The organism is Streptomyces sp. JL2001 (genome assembly GCF_050917515.1).
In the GTDB taxonomy this organism is placed as follows: Bacteria; Actinomycetota; Actinomycetes; order Streptomycetales; family Streptomycetaceae; genus Streptomyces.
Window position 1 is genome coordinate 4,418,850 of the sequence record NZ_CP169421.1, and the last position, 17,391, is coordinate 4,436,240.

Annotated in this window: 15 protein-coding genes; 8 read left to right on the top strand and 7 right to left on the bottom strand. The window is 71.9% G+C overall.

Features of this window, described 5'->3' with window-relative positions:
• The first annotated feature begins 85 nt into the window (after positions 1-85).
• From ACE1OA_RS19785 to ACE1OA_RS19795, 3 genes are all read left to right on the top strand, one after another.
• Positions 86-610: a GNAT family N-acetyltransferase gene (locus ACE1OA_RS19785; RefSeq protein WP_356602749.1), complete on the top strand. Its 525-nt coding sequence runs from the start codon at positions 86-88 to the stop codon at positions 608-610.
• A gap of 58 nt (positions 611-668) precedes the next feature.
• On the top strand, positions 669-962 hold the full coding sequence (locus ACE1OA_RS19790) for a DUF4229 domain-containing protein (RefSeq protein WP_356602751.1): 294 nt from the start codon (positions 669-671) through the stop codon (positions 960-962).
• A gap of 393 nt (positions 963-1,355) precedes the next feature.
• Positions 1,356-2,675, top strand: coding sequence for a dicarboxylate/amino acid:cation symporter (locus tag ACE1OA_RS19795; RefSeq protein ID WP_356602753.1), 1,320 nt, complete (start codon positions 1,356-1,358; stop codon positions 2,673-2,675).
• Between the two features lie 59 nt (positions 2,676-2,734).
• On the opposite strand, the gene ACE1OA_RS19800 is transcribed toward ACE1OA_RS19795, so the two are convergent.
• Entirely contained in the window at positions 2,735-2,965 is a 231-nt protein-coding gene (locus ACE1OA_RS19800) for a hypothetical protein (RefSeq protein WP_356602755.1), read from the bottom strand.
• 117 nt (positions 2,966-3,082) lie between these two features.
• On the opposite strand from ACE1OA_RS19800, the gene ACE1OA_RS19805 reads away from it, so the two are divergent.
• The 4 genes from ACE1OA_RS19805 to ACE1OA_RS19820 all read left to right on the top strand — a co-directional run bounded on the left by ACE1OA_RS19805 (position 3,083) and on the right by ACE1OA_RS19820 (position 6,073).
• A complete protein-coding gene (locus tag ACE1OA_RS19805; RefSeq protein WP_432753141.1) occupies positions 3,083-3,931 on the top strand; it encodes a helix-turn-helix domain-containing protein in 849 nt (282 codons plus the stop codon).
• On the top strand, positions 3,907-4,110 hold the full coding sequence (locus ACE1OA_RS19810; RefSeq protein WP_384874063.1) for a DUF397 domain-containing protein: 204 nt from the start codon (positions 3,907-3,909) through the stop codon (positions 4,108-4,110). The genes ACE1OA_RS19805 and ACE1OA_RS19810 overlap by 25 nt, the downstream gene beginning before the upstream one ends.
• Before the next feature lie 251 nt (positions 4,111-4,361).
• A complete protein-coding gene (locus ACE1OA_RS19815) occupies positions 4,362-5,324 on the top strand; it encodes a hypothetical protein (protein ID WP_386540222.1) in 963 nt (320 codons plus the stop codon).
• A gap of 98 nt (positions 5,325-5,422) precedes the next feature.
• The gene (locus tag ACE1OA_RS19820) at positions 5,423-6,073 is read left to right on the top strand and encodes a TetR/AcrR family transcriptional regulator (protein ID WP_356602763.1); all 651 of its coding nucleotides are present in this window, start codon (positions 5,423-5,425) and stop codon (positions 6,071-6,073) included.
• Here ACE1OA_RS19820 and ACE1OA_RS19825 read toward each other — a convergent pair.
• Both ACE1OA_RS19825 and ACE1OA_RS19830 read right to left on the bottom strand, forming a co-directional pair.
• The gene (locus ACE1OA_RS19825) at positions 6,042-6,929 is read right to left on the bottom strand and encodes a MaoC/PaaZ C-terminal domain-containing protein (RefSeq protein WP_386540224.1); all 888 of its coding nucleotides are present in this window, start codon (positions 6,927-6,929) and stop codon (positions 6,042-6,044) included. The two genes, ACE1OA_RS19820 and ACE1OA_RS19825, sit on opposite strands and share 32 nt — an antisense overlap.
• A gap of 5 nt (positions 6,930-6,934) precedes the next feature.
• Entirely contained in the window at positions 6,935-7,096 is a 162-nt protein-coding gene (locus ACE1OA_RS19830) for a hypothetical protein (protein ID WP_384874117.1), read from the bottom strand.
• 208 nt (positions 7,097-7,304) lie between these two features.
• Between ACE1OA_RS19830 and ACE1OA_RS19835 the strand changes: the two genes are divergently transcribed.
• A complete protein-coding gene (locus tag ACE1OA_RS19835; RefSeq protein ID WP_432754078.1) occupies positions 7,305-9,215 on the top strand; it encodes an AMP-dependent synthetase/ligase in 1,911 nt (636 codons plus the stop codon).
• 117 nt (positions 9,216-9,332) lie between these two features.
• Here the strand turns inward: ACE1OA_RS19835 and ACE1OA_RS19840 are convergent, their stop codons facing one another.
• From ACE1OA_RS19840 to ACE1OA_RS19855, 4 genes are all read right to left on the bottom strand, one after another.
• Entirely contained in the window at positions 9,333-9,581 is a 249-nt protein-coding gene (locus tag ACE1OA_RS19840; RefSeq protein ID WP_356602769.1) for an SCO4226 family nickel-binding protein, read from the bottom strand.
• A gap of 41 nt (positions 9,582-9,622) precedes the next feature.
• Positions 9,623-10,288 (bottom strand): pyridoxine/pyridoxamine 5'-phosphate oxidase, encoded by a 666-nt coding sequence (locus ACE1OA_RS19845; RefSeq protein WP_432753142.1) that lies wholly within the window; start codon positions 10,286-10,288, stop codon positions 9,623-9,625.
• Between the two features lie 45 nt (positions 10,289-10,333).
• A complete protein-coding gene (locus ACE1OA_RS19850; protein WP_432753143.1) occupies positions 10,334-13,720 on the bottom strand; it encodes a FlgD immunoglobulin-like domain containing protein in 3,387 nt (1,128 codons plus the stop codon).
• Positions 13,721-13,963: 243 nt separating this feature from the next.
• Positions 13,964-17,323, bottom strand: coding sequence for a hypothetical protein (locus ACE1OA_RS19855; RefSeq protein WP_432753144.1), 3,360 nt, complete (start codon positions 17,321-17,323; stop codon positions 13,964-13,966).
• Positions 17,324-17,391 lie beyond the last annotated feature (68 nt).

The window sequence follows — 17,391 nt, forward strand, 5'->3', positions numbered from 1 at the left end:
GCCGCGGTGCGCCTGGTGCGCGCCGCGGCCGTCCGCCGTCCGGACAGCGGTTGAGTACCACTCTTGTAATGGCTACCCTTCCGCTATGCCGCTTACCTTTCAGCTCGACCCGCCCGTCACGCCAGCCCTGCGGGACGGCATCCTGCGCCTGTGGGTGGACGTCTCCGACGCGGGCGGTGCCGTCGGCTTCGTGCCGCCCGTCGACGTCGAGGAGGTGCGGCCCGAACTGGTCAAGCACCTGGTCGCGATGACCGAGGGGCGGATGCGGCTGGTCGTCGGGTTCGACGAGGACGGCACCGTCGCCGCCACCACCTTCGTCGCCGCCAACACGCACCGGCTGATGCTCCACTGGGTGTGGCTCTACACCGTCATGGTCCACCCCTCCCATCAGGGCAAGGGGTACGGGCGCGACCTGATGGCCGCCGTCGAGCGCGAGGTCCGCGGCTTCGACGGGATCGAGGCGATCCGGCTCACCTGCCGCGGCGGCACGGGCGTCGAGCACTTCTACGCCTCCTGCGGCTACAAGGAGGTCGGACGGGTGCCCGGCGCGATCCGGGTGGCGGAGGGCGACGACCGCGACGACATCGTGATGCTGCTCCCGCTGGATTGATCCGATTCGCCACGTGCTTCACTTGTCGGGCAAACCAGTGAAGGAGAAAGGGGCCGTCGTGTCCGAGAACAGGACGGGTGCAGCCACCCTCCGGTACACCCTGATGCGTCTCGGCGTGTTCGCCGGCTGCTTCCTGGTGCTGTGGGGTCTCGTCTACTTCGGCGTGCTGCCGCGCGGCCTCGGCGACTCCAACCTGCTGTGGGTCCTCATGCTGTCCATCGTCATCTCCGCGCCGCTCAGCTTCGTGCTGCTGCGCAAGCAGCGGGACGCGATGTCCGAGCAGATCGTGGCCAAGGTCGACCGGGCGAAGGACCGCCTGGAGTCGAACCGTTCCCAGGAGGACGCGCTGTAGGGCGCGTCGCCGAAAGCGCGGGAACGGTGGACGCGATGTAAAGGCCGCGTAAGGTTCCTCACACGCGCAACGCCCCGGTCGGAGCTTCGAAGGCTCCTGACCGGGGCTTTCTGCGTTTCGGAGGCCCTTGGTGTCCTGGGCTATCCCAAAGAATGGCTTTGAGGTTCTCAAAGTTCAAGTGTTAACGTGTTCGCCATGAAGACAGCTGTGCGCCTCTCCGATGCCGTGAGCACCCTGCTCGTGGCGCGCCTGCATGTCGATCTGTGCCGCTGTATGTCCGCGGTCTGTTGCCGCGAGCTCTGACCCCGGCATCATGCAGCGGCACCGCCTCAGCGCGTGTGTGCCGCACCCCCGTTCCCGTATTCCCCCGATACGCACCTGTGGAGTGTGTCTGTGTCCGCGTCCGCGTCCACGCAGGAGACCGAGCCCAAGGCCTCCCCCCGCATACCGAAGGTTCCCTTCTGGGCCCAGATCGTCGCCGGTCTGGTCCTCGGCGTCGTCCTCGGCTGGGTGACCCGCACCTACGACGTCCAGTGGCTGTACACCACCCTGGACAAGGTCGGCCACATCTTCGTCCAGCTGCTGAAGCTGGCCGTCGCCCCGCTGGTCTTCTTCGCGATCCTGGTCTCGATCACCAACCTGCGGAAGGTGAACAACGCCGCCCGGCTCGCCTCCCGCACCCTGCTCTGGTTCATGATCACCTCGCTGATCGCCGTCGCCATCGGCCTCGCGATCGGCCTGGTCACCAACCCGGGCGCCGGCACCGGCCTCACCCCGAAGGACGGCAAGGCCCCCGAGCACGCCGGCTCCTGGCTCGACTTCCTGACCGGCATCATCCCGACGGACGTCATCACGCCCTTCACCGAGCTGAACGTCCTCCAGATCGTCTTCATGGCCGCCGTCGCCGGCATCGCCGCCCTCAAGCTCGGCGAGAAGGCCCAGCCGATCCTCACGCTCTCCGAGTCCGTCCTGGAGCTGCTCCAGAAGGCCCTGTGGTGGGTCATCCGGCTCGCCCCGCTCGGCACCGTCGGCCTCATCGGATACGCCATCGCCGACTACGGCTGGGACCTGATCGGCAAGTACGCGACCTTCACCGCCGACGTCTACATCGGCTGCGCCCTGGTCCTCTTCGGCGTCTACCCGCTGCTGCTCGCCACGGTCGCCAAGGTCAACCCGATCCAGTTCTTCAAGGGCGCCTGGCCGGCCATCCAGCTGGCCTTCGTCTCCCGCTCGTCCGTCGGCACCATGCCGGTCACCCAGAAGGTCACCGAGCGCCTCGGCGTCCCGAAGGAGTACGCCTCCTTCGCCGTCCCGTTCGGCGCCACCACCAAGATGGACGGCTGCGCCGCGATCTACCCGGCGCTCGCCGCGATCTTCATCGCGCAGATCTTCGACGTGCAGCTCGGCATCGGCGACTACCTGCTGATCGCCTTCGTGTCCGTCATCGGCTCGGCCGCCACGGCCGGACTGACCGGCGCGACGGTCATGCTGACGCTGACCCTGTCGACCCTGGGCCTCCCGCTGGAGGGCGTCGGCCTGCTGATGGCGATCGACCCGATCCTCGACATGGTCCGCACCGCCACCAACGTCGCCGGCCAGGCGCTCGTCCCGGTCCTCGTCTCGGCCCGCGAGAAGATCCTGAACCTGGACGAGTACGACAACGCGTCGTCCTCCCCGGTCGACGAGCGCGAGCCGCTGGTCGTCGCCGCGTAAGGCGCACGCGCCTCACCCGTCCGCGATGATGCCCGGGACCCCGCACGGGGTCCCGGGCATCACTGCGTCGCGGCCCGCCTGAGGATCGACGCCAGCCGGCGCGCGACGTCGGGACGGCAGCGCCCCAGGTCGACCAGCGGCGGCAGGTGCGGGCTCGCCAGGGACACCAGATCGAGCCCGAGCGACGGCAGCCGCACGTCCACCGCCGCCAGCGCGGCCTGTAACTCGTCCCGCGCCGCCCTGGCGTCCCTGATCTCGTCGACCGCCGTCTCGCGTCCCGCCGTTCCCATGGGCCGCACCCCTTCCTCGTCCTGTCCGCGACTTCCACCGACCAGCATGGATGCGTGTCGCTACGATCACCAGGGGTAACGGTTTTCGCAGTCGCGGAACGAAAACGGGGGACGCCAGTGCCCGCACCGAAGGAACTCGACCCGTCGGCGTCGCTGGCCGCGCTGTACGGCACGAAGCTGCGCAAGCTCCGGGGCCGCGCGGGTCTCACCCAACGCCAGCTCGGCGACCGGGTCCCGATCGCCCACAGCCGGATCGCCCAGTTCGAACTCGGCAACGAGGTCCCACCGGAGGACGTGAACGGCCGGCTGGACCTGATCCTGGGCGCGGAGGGCGACCTGGTCGACCTGTGGGGGCACCTGCGGCGGACGCCGTATCCGGACTGGGCGCGGAGGTACATGGCGCTGGAGCCCAAGGCCGTGAAGATGCTGAAGTACATGGCGCAGGCGGTGCCCGGTCTCTGGCAGACGGAAAACTACGCGCGGGCGCTCCTGCGCACGAGCCGCCCGCGTGACTCCGACCGGGAGATCGACAAGCTGGTCTCGGCCCGGCTGGAGCGTCAGGTCATCGCACAGCGAGAGAGCCCGCCGCTGTTCTGGTGCATCGTGGACGAGGCCGTGCTGCGACGCCCGGTGGGCGGCGCGGAGGTTATGGCCGATCAACTGGACCGTCTGCTCGCCCTCGCGCGGACGCCTCATGTGGTCCTGCAGGTGCTGCCGTTCGGCGCGGGCGAGCACCCCGTCATGGGCGGATCGCTGACTCTTCTCAGCTTCGAGCGTGGTCCGGACGTGGCCTATACGGAGAGCTCGCACTCAGGTGAACTCGTGGAGGCGCAGGAGGAGGTGGCCGCATACGCGCTCGCCTACGATCTGCTGCAAGCGAAGGCCCTGGCCCCCGACGAGTCGCTGACCCTCGTCCGTTCCGTTGTGGAGGAGTACCGAGCATGCGAGTCGACCGTCCCGACCTGAGCGGCCTCACGTGGCGCACGAGCACCTACAGCAACGGACAGGGCGGCGACTGCGTCGAAGTCGCTGACGGCGTCCCCCGTACCGTCCCCGTGCGTGACAGCAAGAACCCGCAGGGTCCCGTGCTGCTCCTGGCCGACCACGTATGGGTGATCTTCGTGGCGCATCTCAAGGCTTCCTGAACCGGCCGACCGGGGCGCGTGTTCTCGCGCTCCGGTCGCTCGCCGTTCTAAAAGAAAAAGTACCTGGGAAAGTACCTACCCAACCCCCCCCCCTGACCCCCCAACTGCCCTCGCCACACGATCGGGTGACGCGGTGTCGACAGGCCGGTCGGGTGCGGTACGTTCACCGCAACAACTGGCATATGCAACTCGGCCCCCGGCAGGACTGGCATCCTGACGAGGGCCTACCGATCAGGAAGAGACGCTTCCCGATGGCTGATCCGCAGTCTAACGCGGCCCCGTCCGCGCATCCCGCCGTACTCACGCTTCCCGAGGGCGCGCCACGCTCCGGAGTGATCCACGTCCGGCACCGCCACGTCGAGAACTACACGATCATCGGCAACCACCTCGCCCAGCACGGCGAGTTGTCGGCCGCCGCGATCGGTCTCGCCGTCTACATCCAGTCGCTGCCCGACGGGGTCTCCGTCACCGGGAAGGCGCTCGCGCTCCGCTTCCGGGAGGGCGAGCGGGCCATCCGCCGGGCCATGAACGAGCTGGAGGAGGCGGGCTACCTGGCCCGCCCCCGGGTCGACCTGGGCCGAGGCAAGGTCGCGACCCGTACGTTCGCGTTCGACAATCCGGGCGCCGCCCCCGAGCCCGAGCCTGATCGTGACCCGGACCCGGACCCGGACCCGGACCCGGACCCGGGCCCGCGGCCCGATCCCGCCCCGGACGACGATTCCGATCCCGATCCGGACCCCGCCCCGCGACCGACCCGCGGCCCCCGCACCCAGGCGCGGCCCGCACCACCCCCGCCGCCGCCACCACCGGCCCCGCCGCGGCCCGCGGCGCCACCCCGCCGCCCCGTCGGGCCCGCCGCCGAACTCCTCGCCCGGCTCCGGCTCGCCGACCCTCGGCTGCTGCTCTCCGCCCGCGATGTGGAACGTCTCGCGACCGCCGTCGACACCTGGTTCGGGCGGGGTGCGACGCCCGCGCAGATCACCCGCACCCTGACCGTGAGCCTCCCGCCCGCGTTCGTGCCGATCCACCACCCGGCCCGGTTCCTGGCGTACCGCCTCACCACGCATCTGCCGCCCCCGCTGCCCGCCGAGCCGCCTCCGCCGCCGGGGCCGGCACCCCTCGTGACCTGCGACGGCTGCGAGCGGGCCTTCCGCAGCCACGACCCGGACGGGCACTGCGCCGACTGCCGTGCCGCCGGGCACCCGGCGGCCTGAAAGGGAGGGCCCGCCCGACGCTCCGGGTCCGCCGGCGCCAGGGCCACGTAGGCTTCGGCGGGACGAACAGGTGGGGGTGAAGCGGAAGGATGTCCGACGTGGGCGCCGCGAAGGCGAAGCGCATGCCGCGGGCGGTGCGCGAGAAGCAGATGCTGGACGCCGCCGTGCAGTGCTTCGGACAGCGGGGGTACCAGGCCGCCTCCATGGACGAGATCGCCGAACTCGCGGGCGTGTCCAAGCCGTTGGTCTACCTGTACCTGAACTCCAAGGAGGACCTCTTCACCGCCTGCATCCGGCGGGAGGCCAAGGCGCTGCTCGCCGCGGTCGCGACCGCGGTCAACCCGAGGCTGCCCGCCGACCAGCAGCTGTGGGCGGGACTCCTGGCCTTCTTCACGCACACGGCGGAGAACCCCGACGGCTGGGCGGTGCTGAACCGCCAGGCCAGGACGCACGGGGAGCCGTTCGCCAGTGAGGCCGCCCAGATGCGGGGCGAGATCGTGGCCTACGTGACGACGGTGATCGGCGCGGCGGCGAAGGAGACCCACCGCGTGACGCACCGCGATCCGGAACTGGCCGAGCGGGACGTGGCCGGTCTCTCCCAGGCCCTGGTCGGGGCGGCGGAGTCGTTGGCCGGCTGGGCCAACGAGACACCGGGGATGACCGCCTGGGAGGCGGCGGCGACGCTGATGAACTTCTCCTGGGCGGGCCTCGGCAACCTCATGAACAGCGAGCGCTGGTCTCCCCGCTGAAGCCCGTCAGATGCAGGCGCTCTCCGCGCCGGAGCTGGAAGCGGCCCTGCCCGTCCGTCGCGAAGGAGACCGTGCCGGGCAGCAGGACAGGCGCTTTGAACGCGGCCTGCGCGTAAGGGTGTTCGCCGTCCTGGTCCAGTTCGGCCAGGCAGCGGGCGAAGGTCCACATGCCGTGCGCGATCGCCCGGGGGAAGCCGAAGGCGCGGGCGGTGAGCGGGTGGAGGTGGATGGGGTTGCGGTCGCCGGACACGGAGCCGTACCGCCGTCCCAGGTCCGCCGCGAGGTCCCAGGACGCGGTCTCGGGCAGCGGGTCGGCCGGCGGTGGCTGCCGCGGGGACGGCTCCTCGTCCGGGGTGCCGCCGGGTCGTGGGTGGCGGGCCAGGTAGCCGCTGCGCGACTCCCAGACCAGCTCGCCGTCCAGCCGGGCCTCGGTCACCAGGGTGGCCTCGGTGCCCCGGCGGTGCGGCGACAGGGACTCGGTGTGGACGGTGATCTCGGGGCGGTCGTCCACGCCGAGCGGGGCGTGGCGGGTGAGCGCGATCCAGGTGTGGACCAGGCCCAGCAGCGGCAGCGGGAAGTCCCGCGCCGTCATCAGCCGCATCGCGGCCGGGAAGCCGAGGACGTGCGGATACGTCGGCGGCAGCGGGGCCGCACGGCCGGGGCCGCCCGCCACGCCGGCCTCGTCGGGGTGCCCGGTGGTCCGGAATCCGCAGATCCGCGCGTAGGCGGCGAGGTGGTCCCGTGCGATCGGCCGGGGGCCGAGGGTGACGCGGGTCTTCGGCGGCCGGGCGTCCGGGCGGACCTTCCGGAAGGGGGAGCGGGCCGCGGCCGCGGCGAGCGGGAGGAGAGTGCCCATGGTGCTCACGCTCCCAGCGGGCTCTGGCCGCAGACGCGGACCACCTGGCCGTTGACCGCGCCCGAGGCCGGGCGGCGGCGCGGCTCGGCCGGCCGCGGCAGGCCGAGCCGCCGGGTGAGGAAGCGGCCGGCCGTCGTGCCGGTGAGGTGCAGATGGCGGTCGGCCATTGTCCGGACTCCCTGCCTGGTCTTAGATTTACCGAGAAGTAAGGTTACTTGAGAGTCAGGAGGTGGGTCGAGATGTCGCCGAACCGGCGGCCCCGGGGGCCGTATCGTGACACCGCTCGGGAGCAACGCCCCTGATCGGCAACCCACTTCACCGCCCCGGCCGTCGCGCCCGCCCGGGGAAGCACGTACCGACGCACGACCTCAGTTCATCTCGACGACCGAGGAGCCGCACGTGTCCGTCGCCCCCGCCGCAGGCATCCCGCCCGTCGAGCCGAGCAAGACGCTGGTCGACGGCAGGGTGCGGGAGGTCTCCGTACCACCGCTCGTTCCCCGGGTGCAGCGAGGCTCGCTCGCCGACGTCCCGTACCGGAACGCCCGCGAGGCCCCGGACGCCGTCGTCTTCGGCCGCAAGCGGCAGGACGGCACCTGGGAGGACGTCACCGCCTCCGCCTTCGCCGCCGAAGTCCACTCCGTCGCCAAGGGGTTGATCGCCGAGGGGCTGCGGCCCGGCGACCGGATCGCCCTGATGGCGCGCACCACCTACGAGTGGACCCTGCTCGACTTCGCAGCCTGGGCCGCCGGACTGATCACCGTCCCGGTCTACCCCACGTCCTCCGCCTTCCAGGCCCGCTGGATCCTGCAGGACTCCGGGGCCGCCGCCTGCGTCGTCGAGGACATGGCCCAGGCCAGGATGGTCTCCACCGAACGGCGCCAGCTTCCCGGCCTCTCCCACCTGTGGGTCTTCGAGGCGGGCGCCGTCGACCACCTGCGCAAGGCCGGGGCCCGCGTACCCGACCAGGTGGTGACCGTGCGCCGCGGACTCCTCACGCCCGAGACCCTCGCCACCCTGATCTACACCTCGGGCACCACCGGCCGGCCCAAGGGCTGCGCCCTCACCCACGCCAACTTCTTCGCCGAGGTGGACAACGCGACGGAGCTGCTGCACCCGGTCTTCAAGACGATCAGCAAGGAACCCGTCTCCACCCTGCTGTTCCTGCCGCTGTCCCACGTCTTCGGCCGGATGGTGGCGATCGGCTGCGTCCGCGCGCGGGTGCGGATCGGGCACGCGCCCTCCATCGACGGCGACGACCTGCTGACCGACCTGGCGGCCTTCCGGCCCACGTTCCTGGTGGCCATCCCGTACGTCCTGGAGAAGGTCTACAACAACGCCCGCGCCACCGCCGAACGGCTCGGCCGGACCTCCTCCTTCGACCGCGCGGCCCGGGTCGCCCGCCGCTACGGCCACACCGACGACCCCTCCCTCACCCTGCGGGCGGCCAGGGCGCTCTACGACCCGCTCGTCTACCGGCGGATCAGGGCCGCGCTCGGCGGCCGGGTCCGGTACGCGGTCTGCGGCGGCTCGCCGCTCGGGGCGCGGCTGGCGGAGTTCTTCGCGGGCGCCGGCGTCGAGGTCTACGAGGGGTACGGGCTCACCGAGACGACCGCCGCCTCCACGGTCACCCCGCCGCAGCGCCCGCGCACCGGCACGGTCGGCTGGCCGCTGCCCGGTACGGCGGTCCGGATCGCCGCCGACGGCGAGGTCTGGCTCAAGGGCGGCCACGTGTTCGCCGGCTACTGGGACTCCCAGCGCGGGGTGGCGCTGCCCTACACGGACGAGGGCTGGTTCCCCACCGGCGACCTGGGCTCCCTCGACGAGGACGGCTACCTGCGGATCACCGGCCGCAAGAAGGACATCCTGATCACCTCGGCCGGCAAGAACGTCACCCCGGCCCCGCTGGAGGACTGGCTCCGCGCCCATCCGCTGGTCGGCCAGTGCATGGTCCTGGGCGACAACCGCCCGTACATCACCGCCCTGATCACCCTCGACCACGAGGGTCTGGTCCACTGGCGGCGGATGCGGAAGAAGGACCACATCGCGCTGTGGGAGCTGGCACGGGACGAGGAGCTGCTCGCGGCCCTCCAGCGGGCGGTCGACGAGGCCAACCGGCTGGTGTCGCGGGCGGAGTCGATCCGGATGTTCCGGGTGCTGACCACGGAGTTCACCGAGAGCAGCGGCCATCTGACGCCCTCGCTCAAGCTGAAGCGGGGCGCGGTGCTGCGGGACTTCGCACGGGAGGTGGAGTCGATGTACGAGGGGCACGAGCTGCGCGAGGGGTGACGGGCACGGCGCCCGGCACCCGCCGTGGACGGGCGGGGCGCGAGGAGGCGGACCGGCGCGCCCCGCCGGCCGGGAGCGGGGCGTCGGGAGCCCGGCGGGACGCTCCCCGCGGACGGCTCACACCTGGAGGGGCACCTCGTGGATCTCGTCGGCGGCGTGGCCGGTGCGGGCGTGGACGCGCTGGACCGCGGCGGCCGAAGGGCCGGTGGAGAGGCAGTACACCGTGCCGGACTCGGGGTCGGCCCACGCCTGTTTGAAGTGCACGCCCTCGTCCTTCTCGATGGCGAGGTCGGCCGCGTGGACCTCCCGGAGCTGCTCCTCGGTGATCCCCACCATGTCGTGGTGGACATCCATGAACGTACCCATGTCGCTCCACCTCCTCCTCTCATGGTGCGCTCGCGCCCCGGTCAGGGCCAGAGCAGCTCGCGCGTCCACGGGGCCGCCGCGTCGTCCCGGCGGTAGCGCAGGCGGACGTGGCGGCGCCGCTCGTCGCCCTGGAAGAACTCGACCTCGGCCGGCTCCAGGACGTACAGCGTCCAGGTGTCCGAGGCGGCCTCCGGATCCGCCTTCGCACGCTCCCAGGCCGCGGCGCTCGCCTCGGCCAGCACCTCCGTCGACGGCAGCACCTCGCTCTGCCGCCCCACCAGCGCGGAGGCCAGCGCCCCGGTCGAGCGGGCGTGCAGGTCCGCGTACGCCTCCTCCGCCGTCCCGGTCGTCACCCGCCCCCGTACCCGGACCTGGCGGCCCTCGCGCGGCCAGTAGAAGCCGAGCGCCGCCTCGGGCCGGGCGGCGAGCTGACGGCCCTTGGCGCTGGTGGCGTGCGAGGCGAAGTGCCAGCCGCGCGCGTCCGCGCCGTGCAGCATCAGCATCCGCACGTCGGGGCGGCCCGCCTCGTCGACGGTGGCCAGCGACATCACGTGCGGCTCCACCTCCCCTGCCTCGGCCGCGGCCGTGAACCACGCGTGGAAGAGGTCGAGCGGATCGGCCGCGGCGTCGGCGGGACGGAACTCCGGAAGTGCGGTGTCCCAGACACGCAAGGACCGCAGGGCCTCATGAAAACGCGACTCGTTCATGGCGTTCATCATGAGGCCCCGCGGCCCGGTGGTGCGGTGGGGGTGTCAGCCGGTGAAGTACCCGGCGACGTCGGCGATCAGGTGGACGGTGCCGGTGTGGTTGTAGAAGGTCACCTTGCCGTCCTTGACGGGGACGACGACCAGGTTCGGGACGGTCTGGCCGGCGGTGAAGTTGAGGTTCGAGGCCGTGCGCGTCGTGCCGTACGGGTAGACCGAGACGAAGCCCGCGGCGGTCGGCTCGGTCGCCGTCACGTTCATGACGACGGCCGTGTACTTCGTGCCGACCTCCAGCGTCACGGTCTTGCCCGCGCCGACCTTCCCGGCCGGTACGCCGGTGCCGGTGCGGGTGTCGAGCACGCGCTTGGGCTGCATGCCGGTGAAGACGGAGCCGGTGCCGTCCTTGTAGTAGCCGGCGACGTCGGCGATCAGGTCGACGGTGCCCGCGTGGTTGTAGAAGGTGACCTTGCCGTCCTTGACCGGGACGATCACCAGGTTGGGGACGGTCTGGCCGGCGACGAAGTTGAGGTTCGACGCGCCGCGCGCCGTGCCGTACGGGTAGACCGACACGAAGCTCGTCGCCGTCGGGTTCGTCGCGGTGACGTTCAGCGCGACCGCGGTCACGCCGGGCTCGGTGACCGGCAGCGTGACGGTGCCGCCCGCGCCGACCTTGGCCTTCGGGACGCCGGTGCCCTCACGGGTGTCCATCAGGCGCTTCGGCGTGACCGGCTGGTACTCCGAACCGGCCGTGCCCTCCGCGTAGTAGCCGGAGACGTCCGCCAGCAGGTCGACCGAACCGCTCTTGTTGTAGAACTCGACGTAGCCGTTGACCACGGGCACCGTCACCAGGTTCGGGACGGTCCGCCCCGCCTTGAAGTTGAGGTTCGAGGCCGAGGTGCGCCGGGTGTCGTTCGGGTAGACGGAGACGAAGCTGTCCGCCGTCGCGTTGGTCGCGGTCACGTTGAGGACCACGGCCGTGACGCCCTCGGCGGGCACGCCGGCCTTGCCGGCCACCCGCAGGCTGACCGTGCCGCCGGGACCGACCTTGGCCTTCGGGACGCCCGTGCCGTCACGGGTGTCCATCAGGCGGGTGGGGGTCACCGGCGTGTACGTGCCGGGCACCGTCGTCAGCGAGCTGCCGTTGACGTCGAAGGCGCCGGAGGAGCCGTGCACGGGGCCGGTGCCGTCCAGCGGACGGGCGATCAGCTCCCAGCGGTACTGGCCGGACTCCACGCCGCGGCCCTGCGCGTCCTTGCCGTCCCACTTCACGCGGACGGCCGCGCCGGAGCCCTGCGTGCCGGTGATCGTACGGACGCCCTCGCCGTTGCCCTTGGCGATGCGGAGCTCCCACGAGCCCACGGCCTTCGAGAAGCGCCACACGGGGGACCAGGTGGCGGCCTGCGGCTCCACGCCGGCGCCCTCGAAGGTGAGGGGCTCGACGGTGTGCGTGAGCGGGGCGAGCGGCTGGGCGGCCACGGCGACCTTCTTGACGTGGATGTTCCGTGCGGCGTCGACGTACGCGACACCGGAACCGAACTTGTCCACGGTCCAGCTCTGGCGCCGGCCCGAACCCATCTCGGCGGCCGGCAGATCGGCGAGCTGCGAGGTCTGGCCGGTGAGGGCGTTCGTCAGCTGGAGCTCGTCCTCCACGTGGCGGACGACGTAGCCGTCACCGAGCAGAGCCTCGCCCGTGGGGACAGCGACGCTCTTCTTCTCCGTGTGGTCGTAGACGCCCGCCTTGGCGGCGCCGCAGGCCCAGTACAACCAGCGCCCGACGGCCTGGAGTTCGGTGGGCTTGCAGCCGGAGCCGAGATCCACCGGCGCGGAGGTGGTCCCCGTCTTGAGGTTGTACGAGCTGACCTGGCCCTCGGTGGCGGCGGGCTGCCAGACCTTCGCGTCCCACAGGGCCGCGGCCGAGTCGGTGATCGTGCGCTTCACGTCGGAGACGTTGCTGTCGTGGTTCTCCAGGTCGGCCACGTACTTCGTGGTGCCGCTCTCGGCCAGCACGTACCGGCCCGCCGCGTCCACCACATGGGCGTTGGAGACCGGGAGTTCGGCGGTGCGGGAGCTCGTGGCGTCGATCCGGGCGTAGAGGCGCTTCCCGTCGGCGTACACGGAGTCACCGTCGCCCGTCGCGAACAGCCCCGGCGCCGTCGGGGCGATGACCCTGGCGCGCAGCCGCGGGGTACCCGCCGTCGGCGGGGTGGCCGACAGGTCGGTGTCGACGTCGTGGAGGCCCAACGTGTCGATGCCGGAGACGTTCGTGCTCAGGTAGTTGACCCGGCCGCCGCCGAGGGCCAGTCCGGCGTAGTACGTGGGGACCTGCGGCACCTTCCGTACGGTGGTGACCTGGGGGGTGCCGTTCGCGGAGAGGCCGACGCGGCGCACGGCCCAGTCGGTCGCGCTCTCGCCTCCGACCACGAGCAGGCTGCCGTCGGGGGCCGCGGTGAGCTTCGTGGTGGCGTGCGGGAGGAGCTCCACGACCTCGCCGGTGCCGATGCGTACGGCCTGGAGCTTCTCGCCGATGACGAAGGACTCCCGGTGCTCCGGGACGGCCTGGGCGAGAACGATCCAGTCGCCGACGATCGCGACCGAGTCGAACGAGGTCGCGCCGTCCTGGGGCGTCGGGAGCTGCGTCTCGACCTTCGCCTCGGGATGTGCGCGCGGGGCGGTGGACATCCGGTTGTCGAAGTACTGGTAGCGCCCGAGGTGGTCGGTGCCCAGCTGGATGCCGACGCCTTCGCTCCCCGACCACGGGGAGAGGGTCGCGGTGGCGTAGTCGAGGTAGTAGCCGTTCTCGGAGAGGTGCCCCTCCTGCCACGTGCTGAAGAGCGCGCCCTCGGCGTCCTGGCCGACGAGCCGCAGTTCCTCGAACGTCCCCTCCAGCCCCGTCACCGGGCGCTCGACGGTCTTGCCGTCCACGACCTGGAGCAGCTGGAACGCGGTGTGGCGCTGCTGGTCGTCGCGGGTCGTCGTCACCACGGTGTCGGTGGTGAAGGCCCCGCTGAAGCCCCGACCGGCGGGAAGCGTCAGCGCGAGGCGCTCCTGCCCGGTGGCGACGTCCCTGACCGTGACGCGGTCGAGCGACACCGCGGGGTCCGCCTCGACCTTCGCGTACAGGCCCGAGTGGCCCTTGGCCTGCTCCTCGGTGATCGGCTTGGTGGCGCCGGTCTCCGCGTCCGTCCAGAGGTACCCGGACGTGCCCTCCTGGCGGTGGGCGTACCCGGTGCTCCCGGCCTGCGTCAGCTCCTCGCCCCGCGGCTGGAAGCGGCCCGGGTCCGGGATGACCACCTCGTCCGAGGCGGTCGCGTTGCCGGCGGCCGGTGCGGCCGCGGTCGCCGTGCCCGCCGTCGCGGCGCACATCCCGGCCGTGATGCCGAGGGCGGTGGCGAGAGCGAGCGCTTTCTTCCGGCGCGTGCGTATGCGTGCGTTCAAGGAAAATCCCCTCCGTGGATGCCTGTTCCAGGCGACGGGCGGGCGCCGACGCGGCGTGACACGCACACCGCCCCCTCCGGCACACCCCACCCGAGGTGGTGATCGTAACAGTGGCCCCAGGGCCCCGGAAGTTCTTTTCGAACTCGTTCAAAGGGCTCGGGAAACGCCCCGGGGCCGGGTCGTCGCGGTGGACGGCCCGGCCCCGGGGGCGGATCACGGTGCGGGCGCTTCCCGCCGAGGGCTTCAGCCGGTGAAGTACCCGGCGACGTCGGCGATCAGGTCGACGGTGCCGGCGTGGTTGTAGAAGGTGACCTTGCCGTCCTTGACCGGGACGACGACGAGGTTGGGGACGGTCTGGCCGGCGGTGAAGTTGAGGTTCGACGCGCCGCGCGCGGTGCCGTACGGGTAGACCGAGACGAAGCTGGTCGCCGTCGGGCCGGTCGCCGTCACGTTCATGACGACGGCCGTGTACTTCGTGCCGACCTCCAGCGTCACGGTCTTGCCCGCGCCCACCTTCCCCGCGGGGACGCCCGTGCCGTAGCGCGTGTCCATGAGCCGCTTGGGCTGCATGCCGGTCAAGCGGGAGCCGCCGGCGGCCTTGTAGTAGCCGGCGACGTCGGCGATCAGGTCGACGGTGCCGGCGTGGTTGTAGAAGGTGACCTTGCCGTCCTTGACCGGGACGACGACGAGGTTCGGGACGGTGCGGCCGGCGGTGAAGTTGAGGTTCGACGCGCCGCGCGCGGTGCCGTACGGGTAGACCGAGACGAAGCTGGTCGCCGTCGGGGCGGTGGCGGTGACGTTGAGCACGACGGCCTGCGCGCCCGGCTCGGTGACCGGCAGGGTGACCGTGCCGCCCGCGCCGACCCTGGCCTTCGGGACGCCGGTGCCGTCCCGGGTGTCCATCAGGCGCTTCGGCGTGACCGGCTGGTACAGCCCGCCGCCCCAGCGCTCGGTGTAGTAGCCGGCGACGTCCGCCAGCAGGTCGACCTCGCCGTTCTTGTTGTAGAACTCGACGTAGCCGTTGACGACCGGGACCGTCACCAGGTTCGCGGTGGTCCGGCCGGCCGGGAAGTTGAGGTTCGAGGCCGCGGTGCGCGGCATGGTGTTCGGGTACACGGAGACGAAGCTGCTCGCCGTCGCGTTGGTCGCGGTGACGTTCAGGACGACGGCGGTGACGGTCGTCGACGGGACGCCGGCCGTGCCCGTCACCTTCACCCGGGTCACGCCGTCGGCGTTGAGCTTGCCCTGCGGGGCGCCGAGGCCGCTGCGGGTGTCCATGATCCGGGTCGGCGTCAGGGGGACGTACGTGCCGGGAAGCGTCGTGGCCGAGCTGCCCGAGACCCGCACGGTGCCGGTCAGCGTCTTCTGGTCGGCGGGAGCGGTCCCGCCCAGCGGGAGGACCTCCAGCGACCAGGTGTAGTCGCCGTCGAGCACGGCGCGGCCCTGGGTGTCCTGGCCGTTCCAGGTCGCCCGTACGGCGGCTGCCTGGCCGCGGTCGCCACCCGTGGTGCGGACGACCACGCCGTTGCGGTCCTTGACCGTGAGGCGCCAGGGGCCGACCTTGCGGGAGAAGCGCCACACGGGCTCCCACTCGGTCTCCGGTTCGAGGCCGATCAGGCTGCCGAAGGACAGCTCCGCCGGCACGACGGAGCTCAGGGAGGTCATCGGCTGCGCGGCCACCGGGACCTGGCGGACCCGGATGTCCTTCGCGGCGTCGAGGTAGGCGACGCCGCCGCCGAACTTGTCGACCGTCCACGTCTCGCGGCGGCCCGACCCGGAGGCGGACGCCGGGAGGTCGGCGAAGTCGGTGGTCTCGCCGGTGGCGGCGTCGGTGAGCCTGAGCTTGTCGCCCTCGTGACGGACGACGTAGCCGTCGCCGAGCAGCGCCTCGCCGGTGGGCACGGCCACGCTCTTCTTCAACTGGTGGTCCCAGACGCCGGCCTTGTCGGCGCCGCAGGCCCAGTAGAGCCAGCGGCCGACGGCCTGGAGCTCGGTGGGCTTGCAGCCGGACTTGATGTCGAGGGCGGCCGAAGTGACCTTCGTCTTCAGGTCGTAGGAGTTGACCTGGCCCGCGGTGGCGGCGGGCTTCCAGACCTTGGTGTCCCACAGCGCCGCGGCCGAGTCCGTGGTGAACGGCACGTCCGGCAGGTTGACGTTGGGGTTCTCCAGGTCGGCGACGTACTTCGTGGTGCCGTTCTCGGCGAGCGCGTACCGGCCGGCGCCGTCCACCACCTTGGCGGTCGTGGGGAGCTGGGCGCCGCGCAGCGAGTCGGTGGTGATCGGGGACCTGAGCTGCATGCCCTCCGAGTAGACCGACTGGCCGTCGCCGAGCGAGGCCACGCCCTGCTCCGCATTGATCGTCTTCATCCGCAGCTTCGGGACGGGCGGCGTGACGCCCTTGGTGTCCAGGTCGTACAGACCGCTCATGCCGTGCGCCTCGGTGTCGGCGAGGTAGGTCACGCGTCCGCCGCCGAGGGCCAGGCCGCGCATCGTCGCCGGGACGGCCGGAATCTTGCGGACGAGGGTCGCCTTCGCCGCGCCGTCGTCGCCGACGGTGATCCGGTGCAGGGCCCAGTCGGTGGCGCGGGTGCCGCCGGCGACGAGGACGTCGCCCTCGGGCGTGACGACCAGCGCCGACTCGTCCGCGCGGTAGAGGACATCGGTGACCGTGCCGCCGCCGACCGGGATCGACCGCAGGGTGTTGCCCCGCTCGAAGCCGTTCTCGGGGTAGGTGAGGGAGCGCTGGAAGAGCAGGCGGTCGCCGACGACCGAGAAGAACTCGCCGGGGCCCTCCGAGCCCGTGGCCAGGGGCAGCGGGGTGGTGACCGCGGCTGCCGTGGGGTCGGCACGCGGCACCGAGATCAGCTGGTCCGCGTAGGACGCGTGCGCCACGATGTGACGCTCTCCCAGGACGTAGGAGAGCCCGGTCCTGAAAGCGGTCGGCAGCGGCTTGAGGGTGGCGGTGGCGTAGTCGAGCAGGTAGTGGCGGGACTGGTTGGTCCCGGGCACCCCGACGTCGAGGAGCGCGCCCCAGGAGTCCTGCTCGACGACCCGGGGGTCGGCGATCGCGGGCAGGTCCGCGACGGGCCGCTCCACCGTGGTGCCCTCGGCGGTCGCCTGCCACAGGCTCAGGGAGGCCACCGCGCCGTCCGCGCCCTCGGTGTACGTGGTCGCCGTGTCGGCGTTGAACGCCCGGCTCCAGATCTGCCCGGCCGGGATGGAGATCGCCTTCCGCGATCCGCTCGCCAGGTCGGAGACGGTGACGGTGTTCGGTTCGCCCGCCGCGCCCTTGGTCAGCGCGGCCGACAGGCCCGAGTGGCCGTTGCCCCCGTCGGCGTCGATGGGGGTGTTCGTCCCGGTCGCGAAGTCGGTCCAGACGGTGCCGGCACCTTCCTGCCGGTGCGCGTAGCCGGTGGAGCCCGCGTGGAGCAGCTCCTCGTCGCGGGGCTGGTAGCGGCCCGGACCCGGGATCACCGTCTCGTCCACGGTCGGGGTGTCGGCGGCGGCCGGGCCGATGGTGGCGACGCACAGGCCGGCGGTGACGGCGGTCGCGATGGCGATGGCGAGTGTTCTGCGCGCGTGGACGCGCTCGTGACGCTGCACGGTGGTGGTTCCCCCTCCGGAAAAGCATGCTCAGGCTGCGGGTGGAGGCCGGCGAGGCCGTCTGATCC